Here is a 14,909-nt window from a genome sequence, read left to right as displayed (position 1 = left end):
TTTATTTTTTTGAGAAAATATGCTTCAGGAACACATACATCACGATCATAAAGGCGATCATATACCCGAAAGCTCCAAGGGCCGGGATTCCCATGATCTTTGGCTTCATATCCGTGGTACAGATGATACTGGAGCTGATCAGCAGTGCCATGACCCAAAGTCCCATAACAATATTGCGGATCAGCCTCCGAAGAAGCCGCTCCAGTTCTGCCGAGGCGTGAAGATCCAGATTCACCTTCACCTGTCCTTTCATATACCCGTGCAGCATATCCGACACGAGCCCGGGAATATTCAGCGCCTTATGTATGGATCGGAAAATAGTTTTCCCGCTGTTCTTTAATTCTTTCTTCCAGTTTCTTCCCAGAAGATATCTGCCCGCCATATGCCGCGAGGCAATCTCGATGATATTGATCTCCGGAGCTATATCCGCCAGGACGCCTTCCATATGAGTCAGACCTCTTGCCAGCATAGTCAGACCATGGGGCATGATGATTTTATTTTCCTTCATGACTTCCATCAGATCCATCATCACCTCTGCAATATCAATCTGGCCAAGCTCCAGTGTCCCGTATTTACTCATCAGGCCGCTGATTCCTTCATACAATACACTCGGATCAGGCCGCTCCTTAAACTCTCCTAACTCCAGCACCACATCCTGTATAATTCCGATGTCGTTCATGGCAATTCCCTGGATCGCCTGGCCGATCAGTTCTCTGTCCCGGTCAGTCAGTCTCCCCATCATCCCCATGTCCATCCACACGATCTTTCCATCCCGGATTTTCACATTGCCCGGATGAGGATCCGCATGGAAAAATCCATCGTCCATCACCTGCTTGATATAGTTATCAACCAGCTTGCTTCCGATCTCTTTTAAGTCATATCCGTTTTCCGTCAGGTATTCCTTGTCGCTGATCTCGCAGCCGTCCACATATTCCATCACCAGCACATGCATGGTGGTATACTCCTGATAGATCTTCGGGACATCCACGTAGGCCACATCCTGATTGTTTTTGGCAAACTCTTCCATATTGGCTGCTTCCGTGAGAAAGTTCATCTCCTCGCGCGTCACGGCCCAAAGTTCATCCAAAACCATATCAAGGTCAACCATTCCCTTGATGCTTACCGGAGGCACCAGTTTTACCGCCTTGTGGAGCAGTGCAATATCACGGGCCATGGTCTCATAGATATCTTTTCTCTGAACCTTCACCACTACCCTTGAGCCATCCAGAAGCATCGCCCTGTGCACCTGTGCAATGGATGCTGATCCCAGCGGCTTTTCGTCAATCTCCGAAAATACGTCAAAGAAGGGACACCCATATGCCGCCTCGATGACTTCCGTCACCTCTTTAAAAGGCATGGGTGCCACATCATAACACAGACGCATCAATTCATCACAATACCGCTTGGGAAGAATATCCGAATGCATGGACATGATCTGCCCGATCTTGATAAAAGTAGGTCCAAGATCCTCCAGGATCAGCCGAAGCTTTTCCGGTGTCACGCCTCTTGTGATCCCGTGCTTTTTCAGTACTGCAGTAATCTCCCGCAGCCTGCTCTTATGTGCTGTGGATGCATCTTTATTCTTCTGCATGTTCTTCCTTATTGTCTTCCTTTCCTTCCTGGCTGCCGCCTTCTTCTTTTGCCAGAATCCTCTCCTTTAAAAGCCTAAGCTGCTCAGGTGTCATCTCGTCCAGCAGAGTGTCCAGTTCTTCCGGCGACGATGCCTTTACGGATACATTCACCTTTTCTTTCATCGTCTTTTTGATGTTGTGCTTCAGCTCCTCATTCAGGGCCTTTCCCTGTTCTACCGTCAGTTCACCCTTCTTCACCATTTCATCTAAAAGCTCTTTGGATTTTTCTCCTGTCACCGCCACTGCACCGATCCCTGCAAGCAGCACCTTTTTAATGTTATCGCTAAAGTTTTCCATATTCGATCTTCTCCTTTCAAACTTCTGTTTATACCACATACGCCAAAAGCTTCGGCAGAAATATGATGCAGCCAATGACCGCCGCCATAATCGCCGCAATCAGTACGGCGCCTGCCGCCGTGTCCTTTGCCACCTTTGCCAGGGGCTTTTTCTCCTCCGTCACCAGATCCACCACAGCCTCCACGGCTGTATTAACCAGTTCCAGTGCCATGACAAGCCCAAACAGAATCAGGCAGATGCACCACTCCACGGCCGACAGGCCAAGGATCGTTCCCGCCAGCACCACAAGGATCATCGCCGCCGTATGGATCCTCATGTTTCTTTCCTTGCGGATCCCGGTCAGGATTCCCTCAAACGCATAGCCAAAGCTTTTCAGAAATGGCGGTTTTTTCTCTCGTTTCATAACTTCACCTGCTCTTTTGCAATCTTCTTCCCTGCTAATCAAACAGTTCCGTAGAAAAATACCGTTCCGCTGTATCGGGAAGAATGGTAACTACCGTCTTCCCTTTTCCAAGCTTTTTGGCCATCTTAAGAGCTGCTGCCACGTGAGTCCCGCCGGTAATCCCGCACATCAGTCCTTCTTTCGCCGCCAGGTCTTTTGCCGTCCTCAGGGCCTCTTCGTCTGTAACGATGACGATCTCCTGATACACATCCTGATGCAGGATCTCCGGGATCACTCCATCACCGATTCCCATTTGAATATGGGTTCCAACGGTTCCTCCCGATAAGATCGCGGCGTGTTCCGGCTCAATGGCCCAGATCAGAATATCCGGATTCTTTTCCCGCAAAGCCTCTCCCACGCCGGTAATGGTACCCCCTGTGCCGATGCCGGAGCAAAAGCCATGAATCGGTTTTCCCGCCTGCTCCAGGATCTCACGCCCGGTCTGCTCTCTGTGCGCCTGGCTGTTGGCTTCATTGGCAAACTGCTGCGGAACAAAGACTCTTGGGTCATCCTTTTCCATCTGAAGCGCAGTCTCCATACATTTTTCAATGCATGCGCCGATATTTCCCTCATCATGGATCAGGATCACTTCTGCTCCATAGTTTTGCACCAGTTTTCTTCTCTCTTCACTAACCGAGTCCGGCATAATGATTTTTGTCTGGTACCCTTTTACTGCCCCGATCAGAGCCAGGCCAATTCCCTGGTTGCCGCTGGTTGGTTCCACGATAATCGTATCCGGGCGGATCTTCCCTTCCTTTTCTGCTGTCTGGATCATATTCAGCGCAGTCCGGGTCTTAATAGAACCTCCCACATTCACTGCCTCAAATTTCACCAGCACCTCTGCATCCTCCGGGCCGGTCATACGGTTCAGCCGGATCAGCGGCGTATTCCCTACTGCTTCCAAAACGTCATGGTATATCATATTCTTACCTTCCTTACTTTAAAAATACCTGTGAAAATATTCTTTCTTTAAAATATAGACCAAAACATTGACAAAGGCAATTCTATTTGCTAAATTATATTCGAAAACTTGAGATTTGTTTATTTACCGCCGGGTAATCGAAGCGCCATGTTCTGTATCGTAGGCCATTGAAGATACAGCTCTGACGCTTTTTCTTATGTCATCCGGTATATGAAAGGAGAAAATTATGGAATGGGTATATCTGATTGTCGCAGGCGGCCTTGAAGTGTTCTGGTCTACCTGCCTGAAATTATCTGAAGGATTCAGTGTGCTGAGATTTTCAATCCTCACCGTTATTGGCATGATCTTCAGCTTCCTGTTTTTGTCCCAGGCTACTAAAACACTGCCCCTTGGCACTTCTTACGCCATCTGGACAGGAATCGGTGCTCTGGGCGCCGTGATCGTAGGCGTCCTTCTGTTCAAGGAATCGGTTTCTCCGCTGCGTCTGATGTTCGTAGCACTGCTCCTGATCGGAATCATCGGTCTTAAGGCTACTTCCGGACATTAGCGCATGTATCAAATATTATACTTGGCTTTCTCTTTTTTATCGAATATAATGTTACCAGAGATAACAAGATACTTTTTATAGAATGAAAGGAGATTTTGCAGCATGGTTTCAGTTACAGACACGATCCGCTATATCGGAGTCAACGATCACCAGATCGATCTTTTTGAAGGGCAGTATCCGGTCCCAAACGGAATGGCCTATAATTCTTATGTGATCCTGGACCAGAAAATCGCCGTTATGGACACTGTAGACATCAACTTTACTCAGGAATGGCTCCGCAACCTGGAGACCGAATTAGGCGGCAGAAAACCTGATTATCTCGTCATCCAGCACATGGAGCCGGATCATTCCGCCAGCATCAGGCATTTCCTGGAAGCTTATCCAGACACTACGGTAGTAGCTACTGCAAAGGCTTTTGCTATGATCAGCCAGTTTTTTGACCTGGACCTTGCAGATCATGCACTGACAGCAGAGAACGGAGCAACTCTTTCTTTGGGCGCTCACGAACTGAATTTTATATTTGCCCCCATGGTGCACTGGCCGGAGGTCATGATGACCTATGACAGCACCGACAAGGTTCTGTTCTCCGCCGATGCTTTCGGCAAGTTCGGAGCCCTGGATGTGGAGGAGGACTGGGACTGCGAGGCACGCCGCTATTATATCGGCATCGTAGGCAAATACGGAGCCCAGGTACAGAACGTACTGAAAAAAGCTGCCGGACTGGATATCCAGACCATCTGCCCGCTTCACGGCCCCGTTTTAAAAGACAACCTTGCACACTATATCGAAAAATACAACATCTGGTCTTCCTACGCAGTGGAGTCTGAAGGCGTAATGATCGCTTACACTTCCGTCTATGGACACACCAAGGCCGCTGCCTGCCTGCTGGCAGACAGGCTGAAAGAAAACGGGTGCCCTAAAGTGGTCGTATGCGATCTTGCCAGAGACGAAATGACCGAGGCCGTGGAAGACGCTTTCCGCTATGGCAAGCTGGTTCTTGCCACCACTACCTACAATGCGGACATCTTCCCCTTCATGAAGCAGTTCATTGATCACTTGACCGAGCGGAACTACCAGAACCGTACCATCGGCCTGATTGAAAATGGCTCCTGGGCTCCGCTGGCTGTAAAGATCATGAAAGGAATGTTCGAAAAGAGCAAAAATATTACCTGGCTTGACACGTCAGTAACCATCAAATCTGCTCTGAACGACGACAGCCGCGCCCAGATTGAGGCGATGGCAAAGGAACTTTGCCAGTAACAAAAAACAAATCCCTGACTGTACCGATCCACTTCGGTTCAGCCAGGGATTTTTATTTTCAGAACTCGTCCTGTCAGATCCTATAAAATTTTTGCCGCTTTATGTATGACTGACTCTGCGCGCAGAAATCCGGTAAAGGGATATCACACAGATCATCCCCATCACCACCTGGGCAATTCCTGAGGAAAAGTCCCAGATCACAAAAAAGTAAATGGTCCAAAGAGCGATATTGATCAGCAAAAAGATCTTAACATAGAACACATCACGAAAATAATAGTTAGCGATGGTCCATATTAAAGTAGCCAGCACCGGGAACAGCCCTACAATACCTTTTGTATTCACCAGAACCCCGCCGGCAGTGATCAGGATACTAAGCCCGATCATCCAGTTCCTGGTATATTGATCTTTCATCAACAGAACATTCCGGAAAATAGCCAGAGACAAAGTTACCAACCCCGAATAGGATCCAAACACCAGAGATGACAGACAGAGTATTCCGTTTTCTGCAATCTGGTATCCGTAGATTTTCCGGGTGTCAGTCGTGCAGCATCCTAAAAAAGCATGACGGCCGCCGCAAACGATATGATATTTCCCACTATGATCTGCTGCATAATCTTCCTCTCCTGATTCTTTTAATCTTAAATCCCACCAATTTTTTATTATATACTTCCAACTCATCTTGTCAACGGATATCCTGATTGTTTCTTTCGCGATACTATATAACGCCAAAAAAGGGGTCCGCAAGACTGGCCTTGCGGATCCCTTTTCATCAAAGTAATAATACTTATTTGTTGTTGATCGCTGCCTGAGCTGCTGCCAGTCTTGCGATCGGTACACGGAACGGTGAGCAGGAAACATAGTCCAGTCCCAGTCCATCACAGAACTCAACAGAGGACGGATCTCCACCGTGCTCGCCGCAGATACCAAGGTGCATGTTCGGGTTGGAAGATTTTCCAAGCTCGATTGCCATCTTCATCAGCTTGCCAACACCTGTCTGATCCAGTTTTGCAAATGGATCGTTCTCGTAAATCTTTGCATCATAGTATGCGTTCAGGAATTTTCCTGCGTCATCACGAGAGAATCCGAATGTCATCTGTGTCAGGTCGTTGGTACCGAAGCAGAAGAAGTCAGCTTCTTTTGCGATCTCGTCAGCTGTCAGAGCAGCTCTTGGGATCTCAATCATGGTACCTACTTCGTATTTCAGGTCGATGCCTGCAGCTGCGATTTCTGCGTCTGCAGTCTCAACTACGAATTTCTTAACATACTTCAGCTCTTTTACTTCGCCAACCAGCGGGATCATGATCTCCGGCTTGATGGTCCAGTCCGGATGAGCCTTCTGAACTTTGATTGCCGCACGGATGACAGCTCTTGTCTGCATCTTTGCGATCTCCGGATAAGTAACGGCCAGACGGCATCCACGGTGACCCATCATCGGGTTGAACTCGTGCAGGCTGTCGATAACGGCTTTGATCTGCTCAACAGTCTTGCCCTGAGCCTCAGCCAGTTTCTTGATGTCCTCTTCCTCAGTCGGAACGAACTCATGAAGCGGCGGATCCAGGAAACGGATGGTTACCGGATTTCCTTCCAGAGCTTCGTACAGTTCTTCGAAGTCTCCCTGCTGATATGGAAGAACTTTCTCAAGAGCCTTTTCTCTTTCTTCCTCTGTCTCGGAGCAGATCATCTCACGGAACGCATCAATTCTGCCTTCTCCGAAGAACATATGCTCGGTACGGCAAAGACCGATACCTTCTGCTCCCAGCTCAACAGCCTTCTTAGCGTCAGACGGTGTGTCTGCATTAGTACGTACTTTCAGTCTTCTGTACTTGTCTGCCCATGCCATGATACGTCCGAACTCACCAGCGATGGTAGCGTCTACTGTCGGGATGATGCCGTCATAGATGTTTCCTGTGGATCCATCCAGAGAAAGTGCATCTCCTTCGTGGAATTCTTTTCCACCCAGTGTAAATTTCTTATTTGCTTCGTCCATTACAATGTCGCCGCATCCGGATACACAGCAGGTACCCATTCCACGTGCAACAACGGCAGCGTGAGAAGTCATACCGCCACGAACTGTCAGGATACCCTGTGCAGATTTCATACCGGTGATATCTTCCGGAGAGGTCTCCAGACGAACCAGGACAACTTTCTCTCCTCTTTCTGCCCACTCTACAGCGTCATCTGCTGTAAATACGATCTTACCGCATGCAGCTCCAGGAGAAGCGCCAAGAGCCTTTCCGATCGGCGTAGCCTTCTTCAGTGCCTCTGCATCAAACTGCGGGTGAAGCAGGGAATCTAAGTTTCTCGGATCGATCATTGCTACTGCTTCCTCTTCTGTTCTCATGCCCTCGTCTACCAGGTCACAAGCGATCTTCAGAGCAGCCTTTGCAGTTCTCTTACCATTTCTTGTCTGCAGCATGTACAGTTTTCCGTGCTCAACAGTAAACTCCATATCCTGCATATCTCTGTAGTGTGTCTCCAGAGTCTTGCACACTTCTTTGAACTGTGCAAACGCCTCCGGGAACTTATCTTCCATCTCGGAAATGTGCATAGGAGTACGAACTCCGGCAACTACGTCCTCGCCCTGCGCGTTGGTCAGGAATTCTCCGAACAGTCCGTTTTCTCCGGTTGCAGGGTCACGTGTAAATGCAACACCTGTACCGCAGTCATCTCCCATGTTACCAAATGCCATCATCTGTACGTTAACAGCAGTTCCCCAGGAGTACGGGATATCATTGTCACGACGGTATACATTTGCTCTCGGGTTGTCCCAGGAACGGAATACAGCTTTTACAGCACCCATCAGCTGTTCTTTTGCGTCTGACGGGAAATCTGCACCGATTTTTTCCTTGTACTCAGCCTTGAACTGTCCTGCCAGAGTCTTCAGATCCTCTGCTGTCAGCTCTACATCCTGTGTTACGCCTTTTTCTTCTTTCATCTTGTCGATGAGCTCTTCGAAATATTTCTTGCCGACTTCCATAACAACGTCGGAGTACATCTGGATAAATCTTCTGTAGCAGTCCCATGCCCAGCGCGGATTACCGGATGCAGCTGCCAGAGTCTCAACAACTTCTTCATTCAGACCAAGGTTCAGGATCGTGTCCATCATTCCAGGCATAGAAGCTCTTGCACCAGAACGAACAGAAACAAGAAGCGGATTTTCTTTATCCCCAAATTTCTTTCCTGTGATTTCTTCCAGTTTCGTCATGGCCTCCATGATCTGTCCCATGATCTCGTCATTGATCTGTCTGCCATCCTCGTAATACTGAGTACAAGCTTCTGTCGTAACAGTGAATCCCTGTGGAACAGGCAGTCCCAGGCTTGTCATCTCAGCAAGGTTTGCGCCTTTGCCACCAAGAAGGTTTCTCATGTTTGCATTACCTTCGGTGAACATATACACCCATTTTGCCATTTTGTCATGACCTCCTAAACTAAATTTTTCTAAGTCGCACATTTATTTTACTGGTTTTGCCAGTATTCGTCAAGAGTTTTAACAATGTTACAGCCTTTGTTTTACTTTGATTCTGCCGGGTTTTGCTCCGTTTTTTGCATCCCGGCAGACATCCCTCATTCTACATATTTTTCAGGAAGGCCATATAACCCTTGTACGCCTCGTATACATCCGCTTTGCTGGTTACCTCCCAGGGCGCGTGCATAGACAGAACGGCTACGCCGCTGTCGATCACTTCCATGCCGTAATTTGCCATGATATATGCAATGGTGCCGCCTCCGCCGGCATCCACTTTGCCAAGCTCCGCAAATTGATAGGCCACCTGATCCTGATCCATCGCACGGCGGATCCTGGCCAGATATTCCGCATTTGCATCATTGGATCCGTTCTTTCCGCGGCTTCCGGTAAATTTGTTAAACACCAGTCCTTTGGCAAAGAAAGCGGAACTCCTCTTTTCAAATACTTCTGCATACATCGGATCATAAGCCGCACTGACGTCTGACGAGAGCATTCTCGAGTTCTGAAGCGTTCTTCGTACCTTAAGCTCCGATTCCTGACCCTCCAATGCCACCAGCTCCGCAATGACGTTTTCAAAGAATCGGGAATGCATCCCCGTCGCACCTACGCTGCCGATTTCTTCCTTATCCACCAGAATACAGCATGCTGTGCGCTCCGGCGCCTCTGTATCCAACATCGCAAACAGAGATGTAAAGGCGCATACTCGGTCGTCCTGTCCGTAAGCCAGGATCATGCTGCGATCGATTCCGCAGTCCCTGGCACTGCCGGCCGGCACGATCTCCAGTTCTGCAGATACGAAGTCTTCTTCCTCCATGTGATAGTATTCTTCAAGGATCCGGAGCACGTTTTTCTTCACCGCTTCCTTCTCCTCTTTTTCCAGGTCTTCTGCCTGCTCCAGCGGACGGCTTCCGAAAAGAAGGTCCAGTTTCTCGCCTTCGATCACCGCCCCCGCCTTCTTCTCCATCTGCTTGGCTGCCAGGTGTACCAGAAGGTCCGTGATTACAAATACCGGGTCCTCACTCTTTTCGCCGATATTCACTTCGATGACTGTGCCATCCTTTTTCACCACAACGCCGTGAAGCGCCAGCGGAAGTGTCACCCACTGATACTTTTTGATTCCCCCGTAATAGTGGGTGTCCAGATAGGCAAACTCCTCATTTTCATACAACGGATTCTGCTTCACGTCGATTCTTGGTGAATCGATGTGTGCCCCCAGAATGTTCATCCCCGCCTCCAACGGCTGATTCCCGATCTGGAAAAGGGCAATGCTCTTGTCCATGCCTACAGCATAGATCTTATCCCCGGCTTTCAGCGGCGCTTTCGCTTCCTCCAGGCTTACATAGCCCGCCTTCTCTGCCTCCTCCTTTGCAAGCTTTACACACTCCCGCTCCGTCTTTCCGGCATCCAGGCACACTTTGTATTTTTCGTTCACCTGGTTCAGCTGATCCTGCTGCTCGGAAGTGTAGGATTTCCATACATTTTCTCTGTCCATTTTTTACAGCTCCTTTCTGACAACAGTATAACAGGGGACGTACACTTTTGCAAAAGGTCTACGTCCCCATTTGCATTTTCCCCTGTCCCTTTTTGGCTCGCAGGGTGTCCCCGACTGCGACTCCCCGTCTTTCTAGCTATTCTGTATGTCGTTTAATATAGCATTGCAGATTTTTTCTGCCTCTTTCTTTGATATCTTTAGTATCTTCACCAACCGGGATATATACACTTTTTTTACTTCTTTTTCTTCAAAAACCTGGATAAATAGCTGCAGTGGATACTCCTCAAACACCTGCTCCGCGATAAGTGTCGCCGCTTCTTTTTTCTGGGACATGACTTCTTCACTGACATCGGCAAATATTTCCAAATGTCTTTCTTTGTGAAATGTCTCGAACTGTTTATAATCATTGAAATTATCTTTATATCTTATCAGTGCATTAGCATGAATCATGCCGGGTGTGTCCATTTTATATTCTACAAGGCTGCTATACCTGTAGCGAACCGGCTCTTTTACCATATTTGCCTTAACAGGATTCATATGGATATACCTCAGACAGTTCCAATAATACGCTTCCGTTTCGATACATTCGCTCACAAATCTGTTTTGGAAAACATGTCCGTTTCTACGGTGCTTAAAATTGTAATATACTGCATATTCTGCTAAAACTACAGCCATAAATGCGGATAAAACCGGGAATTCTGCTTTGATGATCAGATGTGCATGATTAGACATGATACAGTATGCATAGAGTTCAACATCATACTTTTTCAGATACTTTAAAATTTTCTTTTTAAAATAGATTTTCTCACGCTGTTGATGATAGATTTTTTCGTTATTGATCCCTTTTACGATCACATGATAGAACATCGTGCCGCTCTCGCGGCGTCCTTTTCTCGGCATTTAATTCCCCCTTTACAAAAAACAGAACTGCATTGGGGACAGGGGGTTTTTCAATTGGGGACACCCTATTTGCCAATTGGGGACGTACACTTTTGCAAAAAGTGTACGTCCCCGTTTTTCTTACAATCCCATCTCTTCTCTTACTTCTTTGAAGCATTTTACGATGAAATCGATGTCTTCTTTTGTATGGCTTGCGCATACCTGTGTACGGATTCTTGCTTTTCCCTTCGGTACTACCGGATAGGAGAAAGCTACTACATATACGCCCTTGTCCATCATCCGGCTTGCAAATTCTGCTGCGGTTTTTTCATCGTACAGCATAACCGGAACGCATGGATGTGTTCCCGGGATGATATCAAATCCGTTGTCTACCAGCTCTTTACGGTAGTATGCAGTAACTTCTTCCAGGTGATCACGAAGCTCTGTGCTTTCATCCAGCATATCGAACAGCTCGATGCTGGCGCCTGCGATAGCTGGTGCCAGAGAGTTGGAGAACAGATACGGACGGCTTCTCTGACGCAGAAGATCGATAATTTCCTTGCGTCCGGATGTGTATCCGCCTGACGCTCCACCCAGCGCTTTTCCAAGAGTACCTGTGATAATATCTACACGGCCCTGTACACCGCAGTACTCCGGTGTTCCACGACCGGTCTTTCCTACAAATCCAACGGCATGGCTATCATCTACCATTACCAGTGCATTGTATTTGTCCGCCAGGTCACATACGCCCTGCAGATTACAAATGATTCCGTCCATAGAGAATACGCCATCCGTAGCGATCAGTTTAATTCTCGCACCTGCTTCGTCAGCCTCTTTTAACTTAGCCTCCAGGTCTTCCATATCATTGTTTTTATAGCGATAACGTTTTGCCTTGCACAGACGAACTCCATCAATGATAGAAGCATGATTCAGTTCATCACTGATAACAGCGTCTTCTGCTGTCAGAATTGTTTCGAACAGACCGCCGTTTGCATCAAAACAGGAGGAATACAGGATCGTATCGTCGGTTCCCAGGAAATCGGAGATCTTTTTCTCCAGCTTTTTGTGGATATCCTGTGTACCACAGATAAAACGTACGGAAGCAACACCATATCCCTTTTCATCGTAGGTTCTTTTCGCCGCTTCGATCAGGCGCGGGCTGTCGCCCAGTCCCAGATAGTTATTGGCACACATGCAAAGGAGTTCTCTTCCGTCTTCCATTTTTACCTTTGCGCCCTGTGGAGATACAAACGGCGCCTCTCCCTTGAATAAGCCGGCCTCCTTGATGCCTTCCACTTCTTTCGCATAAATTCCTAAAATATCATCTTTACGAGCCATTTTTTGTCGTCCTTCTTTCTTAATTTAATTAATGTTCCGATTCCATTCATCTTTTAATCATTAATATGTGCCCAGTCCAGGATAACCTTTCCGGATTCACCAGATATCATTGCTTCAAATCCTTTCGCAAAGTCTTTGATGTCAAAGTGGTGGGTAATAATATCGGAAATGTCCAGTCCGGCCTGCAGCATCGTGGACATCTTGTACCAGGTATCCCATACTTTTCTTCCATAAATACCGCGCAGGTTCAGTCCGTTAAAGATCACGGTTTCCAGATCCACGGTAGCATCTGTTCTCTGCAGTCCCAGAAGAGCAATCTTTCCACCATGCTTCATGTTATGGATCATATCATGAAGTGCTGCCTGTGATCCGGACATCTCAAGTCCCACATCAAAACCTTCCGTCATTCCGATCTCTTTCATTACATCCGGAAGTTTTTCTTTTCCAAGATTTACTACTCTTGTTGCACCAAGCTTCTTCGCCAGCTCCAGACGATACTCGTTAAAGTCTGTTACAACCACGTGTCTTGCGCCTGCAAATTTAACGATTGCCGCTGCCATGATACCGATCGGGCCTGCACCTGCTACCAGCACGTCCTCTCCCAATACATCATAGGAAAGAGCAGTATGAGTTGCATTTCCAAACGGATCAAAAATAGCATACATCTCTTCCGGAATGTTAGGATTGCACGGCCATACATTTGAAGCCGGGATTACCAGGTATTCCGCAAATGCTCCATTGCGGTTCACGCCCACACCTTTGGCATCCTTACAGTTTTCTTTGTGGCCTTCAAGACAGTTCCGGCACTTTCCGCAGGTAATGTGTCCTTCTCCGGAAACCAGGTCTCCAATCTGGAAACCTTTGACACCAGATCCCACTTCTACGACTTCTCCTACATACTCATGTCCTGCTGTCAGGCCGATCGGGATTGTATGCTGAGCCCAGTCATTCCACTGCCAGATATGTACGTCCGTTCCGCAGATTGCCGTTTTGTGGATCTTAATCTTTACATCATTCGGTCCAACCTCCGGAATCGGTACCCTTTTCATCCAAAGCCCTTCTTCTGGCTTTTCCTTTACGAGCGCCCACATCAATCCATCATTTTTCTCACTCATCTTGATACCTCCCATATCTTCGTCTCCCCAGACGATTCTTATATATTTATCGTTGTTATTATATCATTCATTTTTGCTATGTACAATGGATTGATGACGATTTATGTGTACAATTTGTTCATTTTTTTGTACATACGCTCACCCACATAAGTTATTATTTACAAATCTTTTGTTTTCTCGTATAATAATATTTAGCATTATTTACATATTGGGGGACCAAAATCCAAAATCTAAAAGAAAGAGAGGATGCAGATATTGTGATGCGAAATATCTGCGAGAAAAGATGCAAACAGTTAAAAACATCATTAGCAAATGGAACAGCATCAGTCTGGTCAAACGTATCATTTGTGGATTGATCATTGGTATCATCCTTGGACTTGTTGTTCCGCAGGCATCCGGAATTTCGATTCTCGGAGACCTGTTCGTAGGCGCCCTTCGAGGCATCGCTCCCGTACTGGTATTCTTCCTGGTTATGAGCTCGCTCTGCCACATGGGGAAGGGACAGAAGACCAACATGAAAGTGATCGTAATCCTGTACATGGCCGGCAATATTCTTGCAGCAGCCTGTGCCGTAGCAGCAAGCTACGTATTCCCGATCACCCTGACCTTTACCGAGAATACAGACACCAGTGATGTTGCTCCTCCGAGCGGCGTGACCGAAGTCTTAACCAACCTTCTGATGAACCTGGTTGACAACCCGGTAAATGCCATCGTACAGGCAAACTACATCGGTATCCTGTTCTGGGCTATCATCTTTGGTGTTGCTCTGAAAGGCGCAGGCGAAGGAACCAAAAATGCACTGGAGCACATCTCTGATGCAGTATCCATCGCCGTACAGTGGGTAATCAGCTGTGCACCGTTCGGTATCATGGGCCTGATCTTCACCACCATTTCCGAACAGGGACTTTCCGTTCTCCTTGGATACGGACGTCTGATCCTGGTACTGGTTGGAACCATGGCCGCTGTTGTATTCATTGTAAACCCGATCATCGTGTTCCTGTTTATCCGCAAGAACCCGTTCAAACTGATCTTTACCTGTCTGAAGGAAAGCTTTATCACTGCGTTCTTCACCAGAAGCTCCGCTGCGAACATTCCTGTTAACATGAAGCTTTGCGAAAGACTTGGCCTGGATGAAGATACCTACTCTATCTCCATTCCTCTTGGCGCTACCGTAAACATGGCTGGTGCGGCAATCACCATTTCTACCATGGCACTGGCAGCAGCCAACACCCTGGATATCCACGTTTCCGTCGGCAGTGCACTGATCATGTGCGTACTGGCAGCAGCCAGTGCAGCCGGAGCTTCCGGTGTTGCAGGCGGTTCCCTGCTTCTGATCCCGCTGGCATGTAGTCTGTTCGGTATCCCGAATGACATCTCCATGCAGGTAGTCGGTGTCGGATTCATCATCGGTGTAATCCAGGATTCCTGTGAGACAGGCGTTAACTCTTCTACAGACGTTCTGTACACAGCAATCGCAGACTTCCGCGACCGCCGGATCAATCCAGAGCACTACGCAAACA

12 protein-coding genes and 1 pseudogene are annotated in these 14,909 nt (G+C 47.6%); 3 read left to right on the top strand and 10 right to left on the bottom strand.

The annotated features are described in order from the left end of the window. Position 1: 1 nt before the first annotated feature. From BKD12_RS04660 to cysK, 4 genes are read right to left on the bottom strand one after another with little or no spacing between them, the layout of a single operon-like run. A complete protein-coding gene (locus BKD12_RS04660) occupies positions 2-1,591 on the bottom strand; it encodes an ABC1 kinase family protein (RefSeq protein WP_070088162.1) in 1,590 nt (529 codons plus the stop codon). Next, positions 1,578-1,928: a phasin family protein gene (locus BKD12_RS04655; RefSeq protein WP_070088161.1), complete on the bottom strand. Its 351-nt coding sequence runs from the start codon at positions 1,926-1,928 to the stop codon at positions 1,578-1,580. Before BKD12_RS04655 ends, BKD12_RS04660 begins: the two co-directional genes overlap by 14 nt. 28 nt (positions 1,929-1,956) lie before the next feature. Next, positions 1,957-2,331 carry a diacylglycerol kinase family protein gene (locus BKD12_RS04650; protein ID WP_070088160.1) on the bottom strand — a complete coding sequence of 125 codons (375 nt, stop codon included), beginning with the start codon at positions 2,329-2,331 and terminating at the stop codon, positions 1,957-1,959. Positions 2,332-2,365: 34 nt separating this feature from the next. Next, the gene (cysK, locus tag BKD12_RS04645) at positions 2,366-3,292 is read right to left on the bottom strand and encodes a cysteine synthase A (RefSeq protein WP_070088159.1); all 927 of its coding nucleotides are present in this window, start codon (positions 3,290-3,292) and stop codon (positions 2,366-2,368) included. A gap of 226 nt (positions 3,293-3,518) precedes the next feature. On the opposite strand from cysK, the gene BKD12_RS04640 reads away from it, so the two are divergent. Then, positions 3,519-3,839, top strand: a complete 321-nt coding sequence (locus BKD12_RS04640; RefSeq protein WP_070088158.1) for a DMT family transporter — start codon at positions 3,519-3,521, stop codon at positions 3,837-3,839. Positions 3,840-3,941: 102 nt separating this feature from the next. Next, positions 3,942-5,096: pseudogene (locus BKD12_RS04635) on the top strand (FprA family A-type flavoprotein); the annotation flags it as partial. 102 nt (positions 5,097-5,198) lie between these two features. On the opposite strand, the gene BKD12_RS04630 reads toward BKD12_RS04635, so the two are convergent. The 6 genes from BKD12_RS04630 to tdh form a co-directional block, all read right to left on the bottom strand. Next, complete coding sequence (locus BKD12_RS04630; RefSeq protein ID WP_070088156.1) at positions 5,199-5,777, bottom strand: YgjV family protein; 579 nt, start codon at positions 5,775-5,777, stop codon at positions 5,199-5,201. Positions 5,778-5,883: 106 nt separating this feature from the next. After that, positions 5,884-8,508, bottom strand: coding sequence for a pyruvate, phosphate dikinase (gene ppdK, locus BKD12_RS04625; RefSeq protein WP_070088155.1), 2,625 nt, complete (start codon positions 8,506-8,508; stop codon positions 5,884-5,886). Between the two features lie 160 nt (positions 8,509-8,668). Continuing rightward, on the bottom strand, positions 8,669-10,057 hold the full coding sequence (locus tag BKD12_RS04620; RefSeq protein WP_070088154.1) for an aminopeptidase: 1,389 nt from the start codon (positions 10,055-10,057) through the stop codon (positions 8,669-8,671). 132 nt (positions 10,058-10,189) lie between these two features. Beyond that, complete coding sequence (locus BKD12_RS04615) at positions 10,190-10,957, bottom strand: transposase (protein WP_070088153.1); 768 nt, start codon at positions 10,955-10,957, stop codon at positions 10,190-10,192. A gap of 120 nt (positions 10,958-11,077) precedes the next feature. Continuing rightward, positions 11,078-12,274, bottom strand: coding sequence for a glycine C-acetyltransferase (locus tag BKD12_RS04610; protein WP_070088152.1), 1,197 nt, complete (start codon positions 12,272-12,274; stop codon positions 11,078-11,080). 53 nt (positions 12,275-12,327) lie between these two features. Next, positions 12,328-13,389, bottom strand: a complete 1,062-nt coding sequence (gene tdh / locus BKD12_RS04605; protein WP_070088286.1) for an L-threonine 3-dehydrogenase — start codon at positions 13,387-13,389, stop codon at positions 12,328-12,330. Between the two features lie 283 nt (positions 13,390-13,672). On the opposite strand from tdh, the gene sstT reads away from it, so the two are divergent. Beyond that, a partial coding sequence (gene sstT, locus BKD12_RS04600; RefSeq protein ID WP_070088151.1) for a serine/threonine transporter SstT occupies positions 13,673-14,909 on the top strand: 1,237 nt, incomplete at its 3' end.

It is taken from the genome of Merdimonas faecis, from assembly GCF_001754075.1.
Taxonomy (GTDB): domain Bacteria; phylum Bacillota; class Clostridia; order Lachnospirales; family Lachnospiraceae; genus Merdimonas; species Merdimonas faecis.
Note: the sequence above shows the minus strand (reverse complement) of the source record. Positions and strands in the feature narration are given on the sequence as shown.

What these genes read in the sequence shown, in the direction of transcription:
- BKD12_RS04660 (WP_070088162.1), bottom strand. Translation starts at nt 1,591, where the DNA reads ATGCAGAAGAATAAAGATGCATCCACAGCACATAAGAGCAGGCTGCGG.
- BKD12_RS04655 (WP_070088161.1), bottom strand. Translation starts at nt 1,928, where the DNA reads ATGGAAAACTTTAGCGATAACATTAAAAAGGTGCTGCTTGCAGGGATC.
- BKD12_RS04650 (WP_070088160.1), bottom strand. Translation starts at nt 2,331, where the DNA reads ATGAAACGAGAGAAAAAACCGCCATTTCTGAAAAGCTTTGGCTATGCG.
- cysK (WP_070088159.1), bottom strand. Translation starts at nt 3,292, where the DNA reads ATGATATACCATGACGTTTTGGAAGCAGTAGGGAATACGCCGCTGATC.
- BKD12_RS04640 (WP_070088158.1), top strand. Translation starts at nt 3,519, where the DNA reads ATGGAATGGGTATATCTGATTGTCGCAGGCGGCCTTGAAGTGTTCTGG.
- BKD12_RS04630 (WP_070088156.1), bottom strand. Translation starts at nt 5,777, where the DNA reads ATGAGTTGGAAGTATATAATAAAAAATTGGTGGGATTTAAGATTAAAA.
- ppdK (WP_070088155.1), bottom strand. Translation starts at nt 8,508, where the DNA reads ATGGCAAAATGGGTGTATATGTTCACCGAAGGTAATGCAAACATGAGA.
- BKD12_RS04620 (WP_070088154.1), bottom strand. Translation starts at nt 10,057, where the DNA reads ATGGACAGAGAAAATGTATGGAAATCCTACACTTCCGAGCAGCAGGAT.
- BKD12_RS04615 (WP_070088153.1), bottom strand. Translation starts at nt 10,957, where the DNA reads ATGCCGAGAAAAGGACGCCGCGAGAGCGGCACGATGTTCTATCATGTG.
- BKD12_RS04610 (WP_070088152.1), bottom strand. Translation starts at nt 12,274, where the DNA reads ATGGCTCGTAAAGATGATATTTTAGGAATTTATGCGAAAGAAGTGGAA.
- tdh (WP_070088286.1), bottom strand. Translation starts at nt 13,389, where the DNA reads ATGAGTGAGAAAAATGATGGATTGATGTGGGCGCTCGTAAAGGAAAAG.